Annotated in this window: 22 protein-coding genes and 1 other annotated feature (1 of these 23 only partly in view); all 22 genes read left to right on the top strand. The window is 43.1% G+C overall.

Going from position 1 to position 19,214, the window contains the following annotated elements:
* Window positions 1-16: 16 nt before the first annotated feature.
* Window positions 17-1,156 (top strand): putative lipid II flippase FtsW, encoded by a 1,140-nt coding sequence (gene ftsW / locus ABGU93_RS07375; RefSeq protein ID WP_347412830.1) that lies wholly within the window; start codon window positions 17-19, stop codon window positions 1,154-1,156.
* A gap of 3 nt (window positions 1,157-1,159) precedes the next feature.
* Window positions 1,160-2,263 carry an undecaprenyldiphospho-muramoylpentapeptide beta-N-acetylglucosaminyltransferase gene (gene murG / locus ABGU93_RS07370; protein ID WP_347412829.1) on the top strand — a complete coding sequence of 368 codons (1,104 nt, stop codon included), beginning with the start codon at window positions 1,160-1,162 and terminating at the stop codon, window positions 2,261-2,263.
* Window positions 2,263-3,108 carry an FtsQ-type POTRA domain-containing protein gene (locus ABGU93_RS07365; protein WP_347412828.1) on the top strand — a complete coding sequence of 282 codons (846 nt, stop codon included), beginning with the start codon at window positions 2,263-2,265 and terminating at the stop codon, window positions 3,106-3,108. Before murG ends, ABGU93_RS07365 begins: the two co-directional genes overlap by 1 nt.
* Before the next feature lie 266 nt (window positions 3,109-3,374).
* Complete coding sequence (ftsZ, locus tag ABGU93_RS07360) at window positions 3,375-4,427, top strand: cell division protein FtsZ (RefSeq protein ID WP_347412827.1); 1,053 nt, start codon at window positions 3,375-3,377, stop codon at window positions 4,425-4,427.
* 5 nt (window positions 4,428-4,432) lie between these two features.
* Window positions 4,433-4,915, top strand: a complete 483-nt coding sequence (nrdR, locus tag ABGU93_RS07355; protein WP_347412826.1) for a transcriptional regulator NrdR — start codon at window positions 4,433-4,435, stop codon at window positions 4,913-4,915.
* Window positions 4,902-5,444 carry an NUDIX hydrolase gene (locus tag ABGU93_RS07350; protein WP_347412825.1) on the top strand — a complete coding sequence of 181 codons (543 nt, stop codon included), beginning with the start codon at window positions 4,902-4,904 and terminating at the stop codon, window positions 5,442-5,444. Before nrdR ends, ABGU93_RS07350 begins: the two co-directional genes overlap by 14 nt.
* A 221-nt stretch (window positions 5,445-5,665) precedes the next feature.
* Window positions 5,666-6,307, top strand: coding sequence for a site-2 protease family protein (locus ABGU93_RS07345; protein ID WP_347412824.1), 642 nt, complete (start codon window positions 5,666-5,668; stop codon window positions 6,305-6,307).
* Between the two features lie 2 nt (window positions 6,308-6,309).
* Window positions 6,310-7,047 carry a segregation/condensation protein A gene (locus ABGU93_RS07340; protein ID WP_347412823.1) on the top strand — a complete coding sequence of 246 codons (738 nt, stop codon included), beginning with the start codon at window positions 6,310-6,312 and terminating at the stop codon, window positions 7,045-7,047.
* The gene (scpB, locus tag ABGU93_RS07335) at window positions 7,037-7,687 is read left to right on the top strand and encodes an SMC-Scp complex subunit ScpB (RefSeq protein WP_347412822.1); all 651 of its coding nucleotides are present in this window, start codon (window positions 7,037-7,039) and stop codon (window positions 7,685-7,687) included. The genes ABGU93_RS07340 and scpB overlap by 11 nt, the downstream gene beginning before the upstream one ends.
* 14 nt (window positions 7,688-7,701) lie before the next feature.
* Window positions 7,702-8,388, top strand: coding sequence for a pseudouridine synthase (locus ABGU93_RS07330; RefSeq protein ID WP_347412849.1), 687 nt, complete (start codon window positions 7,702-7,704; stop codon window positions 8,386-8,388).
* Window positions 8,388-8,786 carry a hypothetical protein gene (locus tag ABGU93_RS07325; RefSeq protein WP_347412821.1) on the top strand — a complete coding sequence of 133 codons (399 nt, stop codon included), beginning with the start codon at window positions 8,388-8,390 and terminating at the stop codon, window positions 8,784-8,786. The genes ABGU93_RS07330 and ABGU93_RS07325 overlap by 1 nt, the downstream gene beginning before the upstream one ends.
* The gene (locus ABGU93_RS07320) at window positions 8,776-9,357 is read left to right on the top strand and encodes a class I SAM-dependent methyltransferase (RefSeq protein WP_347412820.1); all 582 of its coding nucleotides are present in this window, start codon (window positions 8,776-8,778) and stop codon (window positions 9,355-9,357) included. The genes ABGU93_RS07325 and ABGU93_RS07320 overlap by 11 nt, the downstream gene beginning before the upstream one ends.
* A 2-nt stretch (window positions 9,358-9,359) precedes the next feature.
* Entirely contained in the window at window positions 9,360-10,283 is a 924-nt protein-coding gene (locus tag ABGU93_RS07315) for a MurR/RpiR family transcriptional regulator (protein ID WP_347412819.1), read from the top strand.
* A gap of 3 nt (window positions 10,284-10,286) precedes the next feature.
* Window positions 10,287-11,522 (top strand): NAD(P)/FAD-dependent oxidoreductase, encoded by a 1,236-nt coding sequence (locus tag ABGU93_RS07310; RefSeq protein ID WP_347412818.1) that lies wholly within the window; start codon window positions 10,287-10,289, stop codon window positions 11,520-11,522.
* A 32-nt stretch (window positions 11,523-11,554) separates the two neighbouring features.
* Window positions 11,555-12,208 (top strand): (d)CMP kinase, encoded by a 654-nt coding sequence (gene cmk, locus ABGU93_RS07305; RefSeq protein ID WP_347412817.1) that lies wholly within the window; start codon window positions 11,555-11,557, stop codon window positions 12,206-12,208.
* Window positions 12,205-12,786, top strand: coding sequence for a lysophospholipid acyltransferase family protein (locus ABGU93_RS07300; protein ID WP_347412816.1), 582 nt, complete (start codon window positions 12,205-12,207; stop codon window positions 12,784-12,786). The genes cmk and ABGU93_RS07300 overlap by 4 nt, the downstream gene beginning before the upstream one ends.
* Before the next feature lie 7 nt (window positions 12,787-12,793).
* Window positions 12,794-15,052 (top strand): bifunctional 4-hydroxy-3-methylbut-2-enyl diphosphate reductase/30S ribosomal protein S1, encoded by a 2,259-nt coding sequence (locus ABGU93_RS07295; protein WP_347412815.1) that lies wholly within the window; start codon window positions 12,794-12,796, stop codon window positions 15,050-15,052.
* A gap of 166 nt (window positions 15,053-15,218) precedes the next feature.
* Complete coding sequence (locus ABGU93_RS07290; protein ID WP_347412814.1) at window positions 15,219-15,626, top strand: Rrf2 family transcriptional regulator; 408 nt, start codon at window positions 15,219-15,221, stop codon at window positions 15,624-15,626.
* A gap of 21 nt (window positions 15,627-15,647) precedes the next feature.
* Window positions 15,648-16,856: a cysteine desulfurase NifS gene (gene nifS / locus ABGU93_RS07285; protein WP_347412813.1), complete on the top strand. Its 1,209-nt coding sequence runs from the start codon at window positions 15,648-15,650 to the stop codon at window positions 16,854-16,856.
* A gap of 42 nt (window positions 16,857-16,898) precedes the next feature.
* Window positions 16,899-17,276 carry an iron-sulfur cluster assembly scaffold protein gene (locus ABGU93_RS07280; protein WP_347412812.1) on the top strand — a complete coding sequence of 126 codons (378 nt, stop codon included), beginning with the start codon at window positions 16,899-16,901 and terminating at the stop codon, window positions 17,274-17,276.
* A 145-nt stretch (window positions 17,277-17,421) separates the two neighbouring features.
* On the top strand, window positions 17,422-17,949 hold the full coding sequence (locus ABGU93_RS07275) for a hypothetical protein (RefSeq protein WP_347412811.1): 528 nt from the start codon (window positions 17,422-17,424) through the stop codon (window positions 17,947-17,949).
* Window positions 17,949-19,022: an AI-2E family transporter gene (locus ABGU93_RS07270; RefSeq protein ID WP_347412810.1), complete on the top strand. Its 1,074-nt coding sequence runs from the start codon at window positions 17,949-17,951 to the stop codon at window positions 19,020-19,022. The genes ABGU93_RS07275 and ABGU93_RS07270 overlap by 1 nt, the downstream gene beginning before the upstream one ends.
* A 44-nt stretch (window positions 19,023-19,066) precedes the next feature.
* Window positions 19,067-19,214: a binding site (T-box leader), on the top strand (it continues 80 nt past the right edge of the window).

Genomic DNA, 19,214 nt, shown 5'->3' with positions numbered 1-19,214 from the left:
ATCCGAGGAGTTAACCATGAAGAATGGAAAAATAGATCGCCCCTTTTTAATTGCCCTGATGTTATTGGCGGGTATTGGGGTTATCATGGTATTTAGTGCCAGCATGTACTCATCCACGATTAGTGGGGAAAAAGGTTATGCCCTGTTCTTGAAACAATTGATTTTTGTCATTTTGGGTGTAACGGTCATGGGGGTCATGAGTAAGATTGATTACCGGGTTTATAAAAAATACTACATTGTCGGCATTGTGATTTCTGTTTTTCTATTGATTATTGTTTTAATCCCAGGAATCGGATTAAAGGTAAATGATGCCAGGCGGTGGATCGATTTAAAAGTAACCACCTTTCAGCCTTCGGAATTGGCCAAGGTAGCTGTTATTCTTTATTTCAGTACCATCATTTCCCGAAAACCTGGTATAATCAAAGAAAATATGCCGTTTTTATTAAATTTTATGCTTCCGCTGGGACTCATCTGTGGTCTGACTGCCATCGAACCGTCTTTAAGTGCGGCCATAGCCATTGCCCTGGCTGCTGGTGGAGTGCTTTATTTTGGCGGCATTAAATTTAAACTCTTTTATCCTTATCTGGGATTTGGGTTACTGGCAGTGGCCGGTTTAATGATTGCCGAACCCTGGCGGTTGGATCGTTTTAATGTTTTTTTGGGCAAAGGGGGGTATGATTATCAGATATCCCAGTCTCTCTTAGCGATCGGGACCGGTGGGATCTTTGGCCGGGGTCTGGGTAATGGAAAACAGAAATATCTGTTTTTGCCGGAGTTGCAAAATGACTTCATTTTTGCCAATATTGCCGAAGAATTTGGTTTTATTGGCTGCTTGCTGGTTTTGGGTATCTATGCCTTTGTTATCTGGCGGGGCTTTCAAATTGCCCAGAAGTCTCAGGATACCTTTGCCTATCTGTATACCAGTAGTGTCATGTTTCTGCTGGCATTCCAGGTTTTGGTTAATATTGGGGTGGCCTCGGCGATTATCCCGGTAACCGGGATGGCCTTGCCCTTTATCAGTGCGGGTGGCTCCTCCATGGTCATTCTATTTGCAATGATGGGCCCGATATTAAATATCTCCAGGACTGTTGATCTCGGCAAGAAACTGGAACCAAATAGAAAACCAGTGCTAAACAAGAAAAAGATTGTGAGGTAGACTGTGAAAGTACTCATTGCAGCGGGCGGAACCGGGGGGCATATCTACCCGGGACTGGCGATTGCTGAAAAAATAAAATGCGAAAACCCCGGGGCTGAAATTATCTTCATCGGGTCGATGGTGGGGATGGAAAAAAATATTATCCCTCAGTTTGGATATCCGATTGAGTATATTCGGGTCAGGGGATTTGAGCGAAAGGCTTCATTAGAAACCCTGGCGGCAATTAAAGGGATCTTTGATGGACTCAATGATGCAAAAAAAATAATTGCTAAACATCAGCCGGATCTGGTCATCGGCACAGGCGGCTTTACCGCTGGACCGCTGCTGTTAATTGCCAGTCGCCGGAAAATCAAAACGATGATTCATGAGCAGAATGCCTATCCCGGCAAAACAAATCTGATGCTGGGTAAACGGGTCGATCGGATTGCCATCAGTTTTACAGAGGCTGAAAAATATTTTCCCAAAGAACGAACCTTTCTGGCCGGAAATCCGGTGCGATCTGAATATCATCAGATTGACCGTAATGAATTGAGAAAGAACCTGAATCTTTCTGACTCACAGAAAATGGTTTTGATTATGGGGGGCAGTCAGGGTGCCGGTTCGATCAACCAAAGCGCGCTGTCATTGATTGCATCGTTTAAGGATCGGGACGATCGGGTAATTTATCATTTGACAGGAAAAGATCAGTACGAATCCATCAAAAGAGAAGTTGAAAACCTGGGACTCTCACCATCCGGCCACGTCTTCGTGGAAGCCTACAGCAATGAGGTACACCGCCTTTTAGGGGCCGCTGATCTGGTAATCAGTCGTTCTGGAGCAATGTCAGTAGCTGAAATTCAGGCGGTGGGGGTGCCCTCAATTCTGGTTCCCTACCCCATGGCAGCCGGAAATCATCAGGAATTCAATGCCCGGGTGATTACCGATCTGGGGGGAGGGGTTCTTATCAAAGACAAGGACCTGACGGGCGCGCTGCTCATTCAAACCGTCGAATCGTTATTGGATGACGATGAAAAGTGCCTGAAGATGAGCCAAATTACAAAGGAACAGAGCATTACGAATGCCGGAGATCGGATTTATAACGAAATAAATATATTAATGGAGAATTAATGAAACGATCAAAAAAGAAAAAACCCAAAGAAAAAAGCATAAAAAAAGCACAAAACCACGAGCTGACAAAGCAGGAACTCCGGGATCAGCGAAGACGGCAACGAAAAATAAATAAACGTAAAAGACTGATGAAAGCCTTGATCACCTTCTTGATTATTTTAGGAGTAATGGGTGTTATTGGCTTCGGCGTTTATCAGGCCGTCAATCTGGGGATTTTCAACGTGGCCGAAATTGAAGTGGCTGGAAATGAAATTGTTGATGTTCAGACAGTGGTTGAGGCATCAGGAATAAGTGTTGGGGAAAGTATTTTTTTGATCGATGTCAATCAGGCGAATTATAATATTAATGCTTTGATGAATTTGGATGAACTGGAAATTTCCAAGATCATGCCGAATAAGATTCTGATCCGAATGGTGGAATCAGTACCAATTTGTGCCGTTAATTATGATGACAAAGTTTATTATCTCACCGAAGACAAAAAACTGATTGAAGATGGAGAGTATTTAAGAAAAACTGACATCCCGCTGGTTTTTGGCAGTGATACCGTTACGATCTCGGAAATCGGAAAAGAAGTGGTGGTCGAACCCTATTGGCGTTTTGACACTGTCATGAATCTCCTGAGAGATTTAAAAAATGATGGTAATTTGGGAAAAATATCCGAGGTACGGATGACTGATGTAAACACCTATGAAATTGTCACCAAAAATGGGACCGTTTTTATTCTCTGGGATTATAATAATTATATTGAAAACAAGGCTTATATCCAGAATAACCTGGATAAAAACACCAGCAATATGATCATTAATTTAGCGGCAGGAACCAAGCCAGTCATCAAACCACGGTAAAATTTTTACACCTTCCCATGATTTCTGCCAATATTTTATTGTTCAATAAAATATTGGCGTTATTTTGCTTAATTTATTATTCAATAGTTGAAAAATTTGTAAATAAAGGTTAATATAAAGAGGTGAACATTTCTTTATCAATAAATAATGTGAAGAAGTGTTATTAAAGTGTAAAAAACAACTGAAACAGATTGAATGTTTCAGGAAAAAAGATACAAAATATCGATTTAGAACGAGAAAGCTGTTTAGTAAGAGGAGGAATAAAAGTGTTTGAATTAGATGGAAATTACGATAACTTTGCAAAAATTCGTGTTATAGGTGTCGGTGGTGGCGGAAATAACGCCATTAATCGGATGATTGAAGCCGGGATGAAGGGCGTGGATTTTATTGCGATTAATACCGATAAACAAGCCCTGGCCTTAGCTTTATCTGAAAAAAAGCTTCAAATCGGCGAAAAAATTACTCAGGGACTTGGTTCCGGGGGAAATCCCGAGATTGGTCAGAAAGCTGCTGAAGAAAGCAAAGATGCCATTGCAGACATGATTAAAGACACGGATCTCCTGTTTTTAACAGCCGGCATGGGTGGCGGAACCGGATCTGGAGCTGCTCCGATTATCGCAAAAATCGCCAAGGACATGGGGATTTTAACCATTGGTGTGGTTACCAAACCATTCTCTTTTGAGGGTCGGGTACGGATGCGTAATGCTCAGATAGCCAGTGAATTCTTACAGGAAAATGTAGATTCCCTGGTAACGATTCCCAATGACCGCCTATTAAGAATGGCCGATAAATCAACATCGCTAAAAGATGCTTTCAAATTGGCCGATGATGTATTACTCCAGGGTGTTAAGAGTATCTCCGATCTGATCGCGATGCCTGGACTGATCAGTCTTGACTTTGCGGATGTTAAAACAATTATGAAAGATACCGGTCTGGCCCATATGGGTGTTGGTCGTGCAACTGGTGATAACCGTGCGGAAGAAGCGGCTAAACAGGCGATTCTCAGTCCATTGCTGGAAACCCAGATCGATGGAGCAACCGGCGTGCTGCTTAATATCACGGCTGGTGAAGATCTGTCATTATTTGAAGTGGATAAGGCAGCCAGTATTGCCAGAGAAGCTTCTGATCCAGATGCCAACGTTATTTTTGGGGCAACTATCGATGAATCCTTAGGCGATGAAATCAAAATTACGGTCATTGCCACTGGGTTCTTATCTGGCGGCGAAAAAGAAAAGAAAGCCGTCATTAAAAAAGTTGTCAAGAGTGCAAATGAGTCGGTAGGCGAATTTTCAATTCCGGATTTCCTGACCCAAGAATAATAGCGATGAAATGTCCCTATTGTGCATTCGATGACAGCAAGGTGGTAGATTCACGGCCATCTGAAGAAGGAACGATGATCCGTAGACGCAGGGAATGCAACAAATGCAATAAGCGTTTCACAACCTATGAACGGGTCGAAAATATACCACTGATTGTTGTTAAAAAAGGCGGTCAACGAACAGCTTTTGATAAAAATAAAATATTCAACGGCATGATTAAAGCCTGCGAAAAACGACCGGTTCCCATTGATACCATCAAAACGGTGGTAGATGACCTGGAACGGAGCCTGTACCAGAGTGAAATGAAAGAAGTACCATCTTCACTGATTGGCGAACAGGTCATGGTTGCCTTAAAGAGTATGGATCAGGTCGCCTATGTCCGTTTTGCGTCTGTTTATCGACAGTTTAAGGATGTTGCTTCATTTATGGATGAGTTGGAACGTTTAATTTCTGAAAAGCAGGCAGAGGGCTTACATGACACAGTTTGAAAAAACCATAAAGAGTGATGTTATTTATGATGGCCGGATTGTTAAATTGCGGATTGATGAAGTGGAACTTCCGGATGGCAGTTTTTCGAAACGAGAGATTGTAGATCATCAGGGTGCAGTAGCCGTTTTGGCAATTAAAGATGGACAAATGATCTTTGTGAAACAATACCGGATCGCCAGCCAGCAGTTGCTGACTGAAATTCCGGCCGGTCTACTGGAAAGCGGTGAAGCCCCAGAAGCGGCTGCGATCCGGGAATGTCAGGAAGAAATCGGTTATCGTCCGTTGAATCTTTATAAATTGGGCGATTTTATTCCGACCCCAGGTTATTGCTCAGAGAAAATTGCCCTGTTTTGCGCCACCGAATTTGTGTGGGATCCCCTGGAAGAAGATGCGGATGAATTCATCAAAGTCGTTAGAATTCCAGTGCGGACAGCTCGAACCCTGTTTATCAACGGACAGTTCATTGACGGTAAAACCGTGGCCGCATTGGGGTATTATTTTTCCATTGCCGCCAGAAAGCAATTATAAAGAAATAATAATGTTCAATGAGGATAGATGGTTTATTTCGATGCAGAGCATTAGAATAAATCATCTATTTTATATTATGCACCATAGCTGCCGATCGCATAATTAGCGCTTAAGGATCGGGCAAGATTTAAAAAAATTGGTTGCATCAGACCGGGATTCAAATGGAAGCTCGGGTTTGAATAAATCAAATATACGAAGTCAAATTACGAGGTGAAGAGATAATGTTTAATTTTACACCGGACTATTTTTATAATTTAATACTGAGCCTTCCGGGAATATTGATTGCCATCAGTTTCCACGAGATGGCACATGGTTATGCCGCTGATTCAATGGGGGATCCCACCCCTAAAAATGCCGGGCGGTTAACCTTAAACCCCCTGAAACACATCGATCCGCTGGGTTTTATATCGATGCTGTTATTTCGCTTTGGCTGGGCCAAGCCGGTGCCGGTAAATCCCGGGAATTTTAAAGATCGGAAAAAAGGGATGATTGTGGTAGCCCTGTCGGGGGTACTCACCAATCTGCTGCTGGCATTTTTGGGAATAGCTGCCTATCTGGCCGTGGTGCCCCTGAACAACGAGGTGTTGATGTTGGTGTTGCAGTATATTTATATCTACAATATCATGTTTGCCGTATTTAATATTATTCCCATTCCACCGCTGGACGGATCCCAGATTCTGGTCTTGTTTTTACCGCCAAAAGCACTGATGACCTACTATAAATATCAGCGCTACGGCATGATTGTAATTTTTGTACTGGCCTTTACCCGTTTGTTGGGAATGATCATTAACCCCGTCATTAATGGGATTGCGAGCCTGTTTTTTACAATATTAATACCGATTTTCAATCTGATCTGGTCCTGATAATGGCATATGCAGTTAGTTTGGAAACATTTGAAGGACCCCTGGATCTATTAATCAACCTGATCCAGAAAAACAAGATCGATATTTGTGACATTCCGATAGCAACCATCACCAATCAATATTTAATGCAGATCCGCACCTGGCAGGACATGGATATGGATGTGGCCAGTGAGTTTATTGTCATGGCCGCCAGACTGCTGGAAATAAAGGCGAAGGCGCTGCTGCCTAAGAATGAGGATGAACAGGAAGACACCGAAGATCTTCAGGCCAGACTGGTTCGTCAATTGGTGGAATATAAGATCTTTAAAGAGATCAGCCGTTATTTTGCCTCCCGGGAACAGGTCGAACTTTGTGCTGTTTATCGGGATCCTGAGTATATTCCCCAAAATACGGAAGCGGTTCCGCTGATTATTGATCCCTACTCCCTGGAACAATGCTTTAAACGGCTGTTGTTTCAGAAAGAAGAGGAGTTGGAGGCGATCGCCCCACCGCAGAAGATTATCCGGGAATTATTCAGCATTGAAGAAAAAATTGCCGAAATAACCGATATCCTGATTCAGGCCGGCGAAGCGGGGATCAGCTTTTCAGAGCTGTTGCACCCGGATATTTCCCGGGAAGAGGTGGTGGTAACCTTGCTGGCGTTGCTTGAAATGGTTAAAACCAGCGGTTTGCGGTTACTTCAAAATCGGGTATTTATTGATTTTCAAATTCACAGGGAGGTGGAGAATAATGAACAGTGATGAACTGGCAGGGATCATCGAAGGCATTCTTTTTGGGGCCGGCGATGGCGTTTCGATGTCGGAACTGTGCCGATGTCTGGCTAAACCGGCATCGGAGGTGCAGTTCGCCATGGAAATACTTAAACAGGATTATCAATCTAAAGCGAGAGGCATTCGTCTGGTTCAGATCAAGGATTCCTATCAGCTTTCCACAAAACCCGACTATTACGGGTACATCAAAGAAATTACCAGGCAACAGGAAAAAACCGGTTTATCCCGGGCCGCCCTGGAAACCCTGGCGATAATTGCCTATCGTCAGCCGGTTACCCGGCTGGCCGTTGATGAACTGCGCGGGGTCAGCTCCAGCAGTGCCATTCAGCGCTTGCTGGATCGGGGACTGATCTGTGATGGGGGCCGTCTGGAAGCACCAGGTCGGCCAATTCTCTATAAAACAACGAATGCCTTTCTGAAAACCATGGGTTTTACCAGTCTTAAAGAGATCCCGGAATTTGAGGTGTTTTCTCAGGGTAAACAGGAAAGTTTTGATCTGGAATTACTTAACAGTGACGCTGGGAAAAATGATGGTTCCAGTGAAGATTTACTGACGGTCATGTTGGAAAAAACCATGGGCGATGCCCGGGTTTTGGAGGCGGCCCAGTGAGAATTCAGAAATTTATGGCCCAATGCGGAGTCGCTTCCCGGCGAAAATCCGAGGAATTGATCCAAAAAGGACTGGTGCAGATCAATGGCGTCACGGTCCGCGAACCAGGTTTTCCGATTGATCCGGATAAGGACGAAGTTAACGTTGCGGGAAAAAGATTAAATGAAGCGGCAAAAATCTATATTATGGTGAATAAACCCAAAGGGGTCTTATCAACTTCTGAAGATACTCATGGCCGCCAGCGGGTGCTGGATCTGGTACCGATAAAAGAACGGCTTTATACCGTTGGACGATTGGATATGGACACCGAGGGGTTGCTGCTACTGACAAATGATGGTGATCTGACTTTCTATCTGACTCACCCCAGCCATGAGTTTGGCAAGACCTATGTAGGTCTGGTCAAAGGCTGTCCGGATAAAAGAAGTCTGGAGGCCTTTAGCCATGGCATGGCGATCGAGGATTACCGCACCGCCCCGGCAACGATTAAGGTTTTAAAAGTGAATCAGGATACCAGTCTGCTGGAAATGCGGATTCACGAAGGGAAAAAAAGACAGATCCGAAAAATGTGCGCCGCCATGGGCCATCCGATTATTGATTTAAAGCGGGTGGCTGTCGGTGACCTGACCTTGGGGAACTTGAAACCTGGGGAATGGCGGTATTTAAATAATGACGAAATTACTTATTTAAAAGGAGAAAACTAATGGTAAAAATAGGATTTCCAAGAGCTTTTAGTCAAATTCAGGCATTATTTCCAGAAAAAGAAAAAGAACGGGATTTATATATTGTCGCCGAGGATACAGCTAAGTCTGTAATTCTGGGAGCGGTTCGCTTTTTCTATGGGGAAGAACAGGTTGATATTTACGAGATGATCATGACATACCAGGGCGATCAGGCCATGGCTGTCTTTGACGGAATTATCCGAACCCTGCTTTATAAAATGGCAGAAGAAGGGTGTACCGCCCTGTCTGTTAAGGGAGCCACCGGCGAATTTGCAACATATTTTAAAGACCATGATTTTACCGAAGAAGGAGAAGTACTGATCCATCGGGCTTTTCCCGGAGAATTTTTCAAGCCCTGTGCAGGCTGCAGTGAAAAATAAACCGTTACGGGTTACTGACTTGGCCTGGGAGTTTTTGAGACCGATGCTTAACCCCGGTGATATCGTGGTGGATGCCACCGCCGGAACGGGTCAGGATACTGTTTTTCTCTGCCAATGTGTTGGGGAAACCGGTCGGGTTTTTGCCTTTGATATCCAGGCGGCTGCTTTGCAGCAAACCAAAGATAATCTGGAAAAAAGCGGGTATACCGACCAGGTCACGCTGATTCATCAAAGTCACGATTTTATGGTGCCGGCTTTAAAGGCGGCGGCGGTTGGGGAGCAGGCGGTCAAAGCAATCATGTTCAACCTTGGCTATTTTCCTGGCGGCGATCAAACGATCACCACCCAGGTTGAAACAACCATGGTTGCCCTGAATGGGGCATTGTCCTTATTAGCTTCCGGCGGATTGATAACCATATGCCTCTATCCGGGGCATCCGGGAGGATTTGAAGAAGCCCAGGCTGTGATTAGATGGTGTGAAACCCTGGAAGCACCTTTTGTGGCCCATCATTTTCGGACCTTGAATCGAAAATCTCCACCCACATTCGTCATGATCCAGAGAACGAGGTAGATATGAAAGATGTTTCAAGTACCAAAGAAAGCCGAGATATTTTTTCAACAATAAAGAAGCGTTATGAGAAATTGAGTAAATCCCATAAACTGATTGCCGACTATATGTTGAGTCATTATGAGCGCGTTTCAGAAATGTCCGCGGTGACAGTGGCCAAAAGTGTTGGCGTCAGCGAAGCAACGGTGGTTCGTTTTTCGGTTACCCTGGGCTATGAAGGCTATCCGGAATTCCGGCGGGCAATAAAAAATGAAATCAACAGTAAGCTGACAACGATTGAGCGAATTGACATGACCTTGCGAAATGAGCAAAAAGAAAAGGCCTTGCAGGAAACTGTGCATAATGTCTTGAAATCAGATCTGTCAAATATCAACGCCACCTTTGAGGAATTTGACTATGAGATTTTCAAGTCCTGTATTGACTTGATCTTAGACGCCCGGAAGGTGGTTATTATCGGCTTTCGAACCACTACCCTGTTAACTGAGCATCTGGGTTACTATCTCAATCTGATTCTGGATAATGTCAGAGTTGTCAATTATGGGGTATCCGATATCTATGAGCATTTAATTCGGGTTAATGAAGAAGATGTCGTTATCGCCATCAGTTTTCCCCGCTATGCCCAAAAAACCTATGAAGCGGTTGAATTTTTGAAGAATAAAGGGGTAAAAATCATTACGATTTCAGACAATGAAAATGCCCCCATCAATGTCTTTACCCAACATCGGCTGATTGCCAAAAGCAATGTTTACTCGTTTGTGGATTCGCTGGTGGCGCCCCTTTCGTTGATCAACGCCCTGGTGATATCGGTGGGGCTCAGAAATATCGGAAAAACAAAAGAAACCTTTAATGAACTTGAAGAAATTTGGCGAGAACATTATATCTATACCGGCGATGAATTGGAAAATAGTTCGCGAAAGGACAAAGAATAATCAATGAGTAGAATAGCAGTAGTTGGAGGCGGCCCCGGCGGCATGATGGCGGCGGTGGCGGCAGTCGAAAAGGGACATCAGGTTGATTTGTTCGACAGTAACGAAAAGCTGGGGAAAAAACTGTATATTACCGGAAAGGGGCGCTGTAACCTGACCAATGCCGTTGACATCGGCGATTATTTCGACAGCATTGTCCACAATCACAACTTTATGTACAGCGCCTTATATTCGTACACAAATGCCGATTTTATGGCCTTTCTGGAAAAAAATGGGGTACCCCTAAAAATAGAACGGGGAGATCGGGTTTTTCCGGTTTCGGATAAATCCAGCGATGTGATTAGCGCTTTTAAAACGGCACTGAAACACAATCGCTGCAAGGTACATTTAAACACGAAAATAACCGATCTGGTAGTTGATAACAATATCGTCAACGGAATTGTCCTGGAAAATGGAGAAGCGAGGAGTTTTGATGCAGTGATCCTGGCTTGTGGTGGAAAAAGTTATCCATCCACCGGTTCGGACGGAAATTTTTTTAAGATCATAGAAAAATGGGGTCATCAGATCACACCCCTGGCTCCTGGGCTGGTACCAATCAATACCAAAGAAGACTGGCCCCGAGATCTCCAGGGACTGGTGCTGAAAAATGTAGTCTTAACCCTGTATAAAAAAACACCAAAGGGACAAAAAAAGGTCAAGTCAATGTTGGGGGAGATGCTATTTACCCATTTTGGCGTGTCCGGACCACTGGTTTTATCACTGAGCTCCGATATGATCGGGAATACCAAAGATTTTAGTCTGGAATTGGATTTAAAACCAGCTTTAAGTCTGGAACAGATGGATACCCGGATTCAACGGGACTTCCTTAAATATCAGAATAAGGATTTTGGGAATGCCCTGGGGGATTTATTGCCATCGAAAATGATTCCGGTGATGGTAACCTTGTCCGGGATTGACCCGGCTACCAAGGTTAATCAGATCACCAAAGACCAGCGAAAAAAACTGCTGGAATGTTTTAAACAGTTAAAGATTGGTATTGCCGGATTACGGGATTTTACCGAAGCCATCATCACGGTTGGCGGTGTGAACGTAAAAGAAGTTGACCCGGGGACGATGGAATCAAAACTGATCAAAAATCTGTATATCGCTGGGGAGATGTTGGATGTTGATGCCCTGACTGGCGGATATAATATCCAAATTGCTGTTTCCACCGGCTGGCTGGCCGGGAATGCCGTTGAATAATTGATTGTAAGAGTTGGATGAGGGAGAGTAAGATGCAAATTGCCATTGACGGTCCTGCCGGAGCAGGAAAAAGTACCTTAGCAAAAAAAATCGCAGCAACCTATAAGATGACCTATCTTGATACCGGCGCCATGTATCGCTGTATTGCCCATTGCGTTTTAAATCAGATCGGTGACCGCTTTGATAATGAAGCAGATATTGTCAAAATTGCCGAGTCAACAGTGATCCGGTTTGAAGGGGAGCAGGTATTTTGCAATAATAAAGACGTGACCCGTGAAATACGGACCCCCCTGGTTTCTCGGCATACCTCCGATGTGGCCAGAATCAAAGCAGTCCGCGATCTGCTGGTTGCTCAGCAGCGGGAATATGCCCAAGACCATGCCGTAGTTATGGATGGCAGAGACATCGGTTCGGTGGTCTTGCCGGATGCTGAGCTAAAGTTTTTTCTGGATGCTGATGTCTTGGAACGGGCGCAGCGGAGAAAAAAAGAAATGGATGAAAAAGGCAACGGCAAAGCCCTGGAAGAAATAAAAAACGATATCGAGAATCGCGATAGCAGTGACCGCAACCGCTCAGAGGGACCACTGGTTCAGGTTGCGGATGCCATCGTTATTGACACAACCGGAAAGAGCATTGAAGAAGTTTACGAAGAAATGAAAAGTCATATTGACGAGGCCCATCGATGATTTATAAAATCGGTCGTTTCTTAACCTATCTGCTTAGTTTGCTGCTCTTTCGGATTACAATCACCGGCAAGGAAAATATCCCGGAGTGCGGGGGCGCGTTGATTTGCCCCAATCATATCAGTAATATTGATCCGGTCGTGATTTCATTTACAACCCCCCGGGAAATTCATTACATGGCCAAGGCGGAGCTCTTTAAAAATCCGCTTTTGAACTGGTTTTTCAAAAAGGTCAACGCCTTTCCGGTGAATCGGGAAAAGGTCGGGGTGGAAACCATTAAGACATCCTTAAAGATTTTGAAGGAAGAAAAAATTCTGGGAATTTTTCCGGAGGGGCATCGGGTTAATCCGGAAGACCGGATTCAGCCGGCCAGTGGTTTTGTGGTCTTTGCAATCAAAACAAAATCGCCGATTATTCCGGTGCGGATCAGAGGCAAGTATCGTTTCAGAAGTAAAATCGAAATTATTATTGGCGAACCCGTTTATCTGGAAGAATATTATGGAAAAAAACTGTCCGATGAAGAAACCCGGCAGCTAAGTGAAAAAATTATGGATACAGTCTATGGATTGGAATTGACTTGAGGTTAACATGGAGATAATTATAGCCGAAAAGGCTGGCTATTGTTTTGGAATTGAAAATGCCATGAAAATGGTCCGGGATACCATCGAATCTGGTCAGGAAAAAATATATACATTAGGTCCCATCAGCCACAACACCCAGGAAACCAGGCGCTTGGCCGATCAGGGCGTGGTAATAATTGAAGACGATGATGTCAAGAACTTAGAAACCGGCTGTATTATTTTGCGCTCCCATGGCGTTGGCAAGGAAATTATTGAAGCGATTAAAGGGAAAGGACTCCCAATTATCAATGCTACCTGTCCCTTTGTACGGGCGGTTCAAAAAAAGGTGGAAAGCTATGATGCCGCCGGGTATCAGATTGTTATTGTCGGAAATAAGGATCATCCTGAGGTTGTTGGAGCAAATGGCTGGTGTCGCAATAAAGCTTTAATAATTAATGACATAAATCAGTTGGAAAATATTGAAAGTTATGATAGAATATGTATCGTGGCTCAGACCACCATCATCGAATCCAGATTTAATGAAATCTGTGATGCGATCAGGTCGAGAGTCAATGAAGTAGTTATATTTAATACTATTTGCAGTGCCACCGCTGAAAGACAAGCAGCGGCAGCGAAAACTGCAAAAGAAGTAGAATATATGATCGTAATCGGTGGATATCACAGTTCGAACACACAAAAACTGGCGGAGATCTGTAAATCGTATTGCGCAAAAACTTGTCACATAGAAACCATTCGGGACTTAGATCTCACTGAAGTAGTGAAATATCAAAAAATTGGTATTACAGCAGGGGCATCAACACCGGATTGGATCGTTAAGGAGGTATTGGAAGGTATGGAAGAGCAAAACAAAATTGCTGAGGAAAACGTAGTCGTAGAAGTGGCGACTGAAGAACAGCCAACTGTTGTAGTTGAGGAAGTGGTGGAAACCATTGAAAAAGACGAATATGATGATGCAAATTTCGATTTCGCTGCAGAAATTGAAGAGTCATTAAAAACAATTCGTCGGGGTGCTGAAATCGAAGGCGAAGTTATTCACATTGCTGAAGATGAAGTTATCTTAAACATTGGCTACAAAGCAGATGGTATCATCAAAAAGAATGATTTCACATGGAAAAGCGATGAGGTATTATCTGAACTTGTACAATTAGGAGACAAAGTTTGGTGTATCGTAACTGATTTAAATGAAGGTTCTGGAAATGTAAAACTTTCAAAAATCAAATATGATAACCGTCTCGTACAAAAACAGTTATGTGACGCCTTTGATAATAAAACGATCTTAGAAGGAACAATCAAAGATATTTCTGGAAATGGTTTAATTGTCGATATCGGATTTACTGATATTTATATGCCAGCTTCACAATATCATGTTCGTTACGTTAAAGACTTGAACACCCTGATCGGCGAAAAAGTTAAGGGTATCATCATTGATTACAACCCAAAACGACGTCGTGCGATTCTTTCTCAGAAAATTATTCTGGAAAAAGATATGAAAGAACGTCGGGAACAAGTAAAAGAAATGAAAGACAAACGTTTTGATGAATTAAACGTGGATGATGTTGTAAAAGGTGTGGTTAAAACCATTACTAACTTCGGAATCTTTGTTGATCTTGACGGTATTGATGGTTTTGTACATCGTTCAGACCTGACCTGGGAAAAAATTAATGAGCCTAAAGATATTGTCGAAAAAGGCCAGGAAATTGAAGCTAAGGTTATCGCGAAAAACGAAGAAGACAAAAAAATCAAATTAAGCGTAAAAGCACTAATGGATCGTCCATGGGATGATTTCATCGCTAAATATAATGTTGATGATGAAGTAGAAGTTACCATCACGAATATTTTAGATTTTGGTGCCTTTGCTGAAGTGATTCCAGGCGTTGAAGGATTAATTCACGTTTCTGAAATCAGCTATAACCGTGTTGAATCCGTTGCTTCAGTTTTAAACACAGGTGATGTGTTAACTGTAAAAATCATCGGAATTAACCCAGAAAAAGAAAAAATCAGCTTAAGCAAAAAAGCAACCGAAGAAGCTCCAGCTCGTCCTGCTCCAACACCAAGAAGCAGCAACTCCAGCAATGCCGGATCTGGCGATCGTGACAGAACCAGCAACTACGGTGGCGGAGACAGAAATCGCCGACCACAGCAAAGCCATAACAGCAACAACAATCGTAATAAAACAGTTTACGAAGAAACCGCCAATGTAACTCTTGGAGATTCTTTCGGTAACTTATTCGATGGCCTTTTCGGAGACAGCGAAGACGATAAATAAGAATTGCCTTTTTAAAAGACCCAAGTTCTGGTATTTTCCAGAGCTTGGGTCTTTTTTAATTAAAAAAACTTTTTTTCATTTACCTCTTGAAAAATATTTATTTCGTGCTATAATGGCATTAAATCCCGGTGGAATACTCGGAAATAATCCAGGGAGGTTTAAACACTTGAAACTTTCAACAAAAGGACGATATGGTGTGCTAGCCATGGTGGAACTGGCGCTGCAATATGGCGATGGACCGGTTTCAATTAAGGAAATTGCCGAAAAACAAAATTTTTCGGATTCATACATGGAACAGCTTTTTTCAACCTTGAAAAACGCCGGGCTGGTAAAAAGCATTAGAGGCGCTCGGGGCGGCTATATTTTAGCCCGGGATCCCGGTGATATTACCGTGGGAGAAATTATCAGAGCACTTGAAGGTCCCATCGAATTGGCTGAATGCATCGATGGCGGCGGCAAATTAACCTGTGTCAAATCACCGGAGTGCGTGACCAGAGGGCTTTGGAAAGACATTAGTGACAGCATCAGCAATATTATTGATAATCGATCATTACAGGACTTATTAGGCAAATAAACCAGAAAGAGGTATAAATCTATGAAACGAATATATTTAGATCATGCAGCAACAACACCAGTTGATCCGGCTGTTGTTGAAACCATGCTTCCATTCTTTACTGAATATTTTGGAAATCCTTCTTCCGTATACACCGAAGGTAGAGGGGTTAAAAAAAGTATTGAAGCGGCCCGGCTCCAGATAGCCAAAGCAATTAATGCTGATCCCCGGGAAATTTATTTTACCGGAAGCGGATCAGAAGCGGATAACTGGGCCATAAAAGGTATTGCCATGAAAAATCAGGCTAAGGGGAAACACATCATCACCTCCACCATCGAGCATCATGCGGTTCTTCATACCTGTGAATACCTGGAAAAACAGGGGTTTGAAGTAACCTACCTGCCAGTTGACGAAGACGGACTGATCTCATTGGATGATTTGCGCAATGCCATCAGAAAAGATACCATTCTCGTCACCATCATGTTTGCCAACAACGAAATCGGAACGGTCGAACCGATTAAAGAAATCGGTGAAATTGTTAAGGAAAAAGGGATCATTTTTCATACCGATGCCGTTCAGGCGTTGGGCAACATCCCGGTTGATGTCAAGGATTTAAACGTCGATTTGCTATCCATATCGGCTCATAAAATATACGGTCCTAAAGGGATCGGTGCTCTTTTCATCCGAAAAGGGGTCCCGATTGATAATTTAATCCACGGCGGTGCTCAAGAACGTAAAAAACGGGCTGGTACCGAAAATACGGCTGAGATTGTGGCATTCGGAAAAGCGGCGGAAATGGCGTCTGAGCATCTGGAAGAAAATGCCACCCATATGAAAAAATTAAGAGACCTTCTGATTAAGGGGGTCATGGATAATATCCCTCAGGTTCGTTTAAACGGGCATCCGGAAAAGCGTCTGCCCGGGAATGCCAATTTCTGTTTTGATTACATCGAAGGGGAATCGATTCTGCTCAGCTTGGACATTATTGGCATTGCCGGTTCCAGCGGCTCTGCTTGTACTTCGGGTTCCCTGGACCCATCCCATGTGCTGCTGGCCATCGGTTTGCCGGCGGGGGTAGCACATGGCTCACTACGACTCACGATTGGAAAACACACAACGGTTGAAGATATCAACTACGTAGTCGACAATCTGATTCAGATAATTGAGCGTTTGCGAAAAATGTCCCCGATTAACGCCGATTGTCCGATTGATGATGCGGTTTTTGATAAAGCCGATCATCACCATCATTAAGAATAAAAACCAGATTAAAATAAATACTAAGGAGAAAATAAAATGGAATATACAGATGTAGTAATGGAGAATTTTACCTGTCCCAAACATGTTGGTGAGATTGAAGGAGCAAACGGTATAGGTCAGGTTGGGAGCCCGGCTTGTGGCGATATTATGAAAATCTTCCTGAAAATAAACGATGACGGCATCATCGAAGATGCATCCTTCAAAACCTTTGGATGCGGCGCAGCCGTAGCCAGCAGCAGCATGGCAACCGACATGATCATTGGCAAGTCCATTGAAGAAGCCGGAAAATTTAAAAACTCGGATGTGGTTGATGCTTTAGGAGGATTACCAGCTGAAAAGATTCATTGTTCAGTTTTGGCAGCAGAAGCCATTCAGGCAGCCATTGAAGACTATCACAATAAAAAAGCACAATAAAAAGCATGCTGAATATCAAGACACTGTTTCTTTTACTGGAAACCGTGTCTTTTTTTTATGAACACAAGAAAAGAAAAATCCACGTTGCCATAAAAAAAATAATAGTGTAAGATAAGCATATGACAAAAAATGAAAGGAGTACGGAATGAAAGCAAATATTTTGCTCAATGTGGAAGTTGTTTCTCAAAAGAATGGCCGACGACATGGTTTGGTCAAGAGTCTGGTGGTGGTGAACCATGTTGTCAAGTATCTGGTGATTAATCCCGGCGGAATTTTTTCAAAAGCTCAATTTTTCAAACCTGAAAATATTATTGATGTTAATTATAAGCGACTGGTAATTGAAAATGAAAAAGTCATCATTAAAGCAAAAGGGGAAAAAGTAAAAACTTATCTGGATGAGGCATTTCCGCTGATGGATTATCCGGTAGTGGATATAAATAAGGAGGCTTTTGGTCATGTCGTCAATGCGACCATTGAAGAGGGAACCTTTGCTATTACTGAATACGAAATTTCCCGAAGTTTCTTTGATGATATCGACCATGGCTTTGCGATTATTCCGGCATCCGACCTGGTTTATAAGGATCAGGTGCTTTATTATGGAAAAGAGATGTTTGATCTGGGATTTAAAAAACAGGGAACCGGCATTGCCAATAAATTACTGGGGGTAAGATAATGGGAGATTCATCCAATAAAAAGCGCTTGTTATTTCTTAACCTCATCGTTGTAGTCTTAATTGGCGCACTGTGCTTTTTTGTCTGGCCAACCTTGGCAGGGATGTTTGCACCATTCTTTTTTGCCATTGTGCTGGCTTATTTACTTAATCCACTGGTCAGGAATTTTGAGAATAAAGGTCTAAATCGGGGAGCAGCGGTTCTGATCGTCTTTTTTACGGTACTGGCACTGGTGATTGGCGCATTCATGAGCTTTATTCCCAGTCTTATTACCAATATTGCCAGCATGATCAAGAGCATTCCAACCTTTGTGACTCAAACGCAGACCTACATCACTAATTTATCTGACTACATTTCAAATTTTACCGGATACGATATTACTCAGTTTTTTAATTTAGAACAGGTTCTGGGTAATGTACTGCAAGGCTTTGCAACGGCACTTCAGGGAATTTCGAATGCGATTCTGCAAAACAGTGGTCAGTTGATGAATATCATCATTGTGCCATTAGTGACCATCTTTCTGTTGATGGATAAGGAATTCTTTATTAAGGACATCATGTATCTGGTGCCATTGCAATACCGCAACAGCATGCTTAAAATGTGTTGCGACATCGATCTGGTCATTGGGGGCTTTATCAAGGGCCAAGGTCTGACTTCTCTCATTGCCGGGATTGCAACGGGGATTGGGGCCTTTGCACTGGGACTGCCTTATGCAAGTATTATAGGGGTGATTGCCGGTGTTACCACCATGGTTCCTTATTTTGGGCCAGCGGTGGGCACAATAGTAATCGTGTTGCTGGTGCTGTTCACTAATCCAATGATGCTGATTCCGATGTTGATTGTGATTGGGGTGGTTCAGGTGGTCTGTGGCAACTTTTTGGCACCCGCGCTGATGTCCGGTAACGTGGGACTCCACCCGGTGTTTATTATCTTCTCGATCTTCTTTTTTGGTGCCATGTTTGGGGGTGTCGGGATGATTATGGCAGTACCGATGGCCGGAACCATTAAGGTAATCGCCGGATATATTATTTCCCTGTTTGCTTCAAAAGACGTCGCCGATCTAAAAAAGGATTGACATTTAAATATGGAATTAATATAATCTTCATTATAAGTTAATATTGAAATGCATCGAGAACGAAGGCTCTAAAAAATAGCGATTACAGAGAGAAAGACATGGCTGAAAGTCTTTTATGGTTGATTTAGAGTTGCCCCGTTCGAGCAGCTGAGAAGAAAGTCTGAACAAAGTGTTCAACCAGTATTTTCAGCC

The sequence above is a fragment of the Acetobacterium sp. genome (assembly GCF_039830195.1).
Lineage (GTDB): Bacteria > Bacillota > Clostridia > Eubacteriales > Eubacteriaceae > Acetobacterium.
The sequence above is the reverse complement of the archived record's forward strand: the minus strand, read 5'-3'. Positions and strand labels throughout refer to the sequence as shown.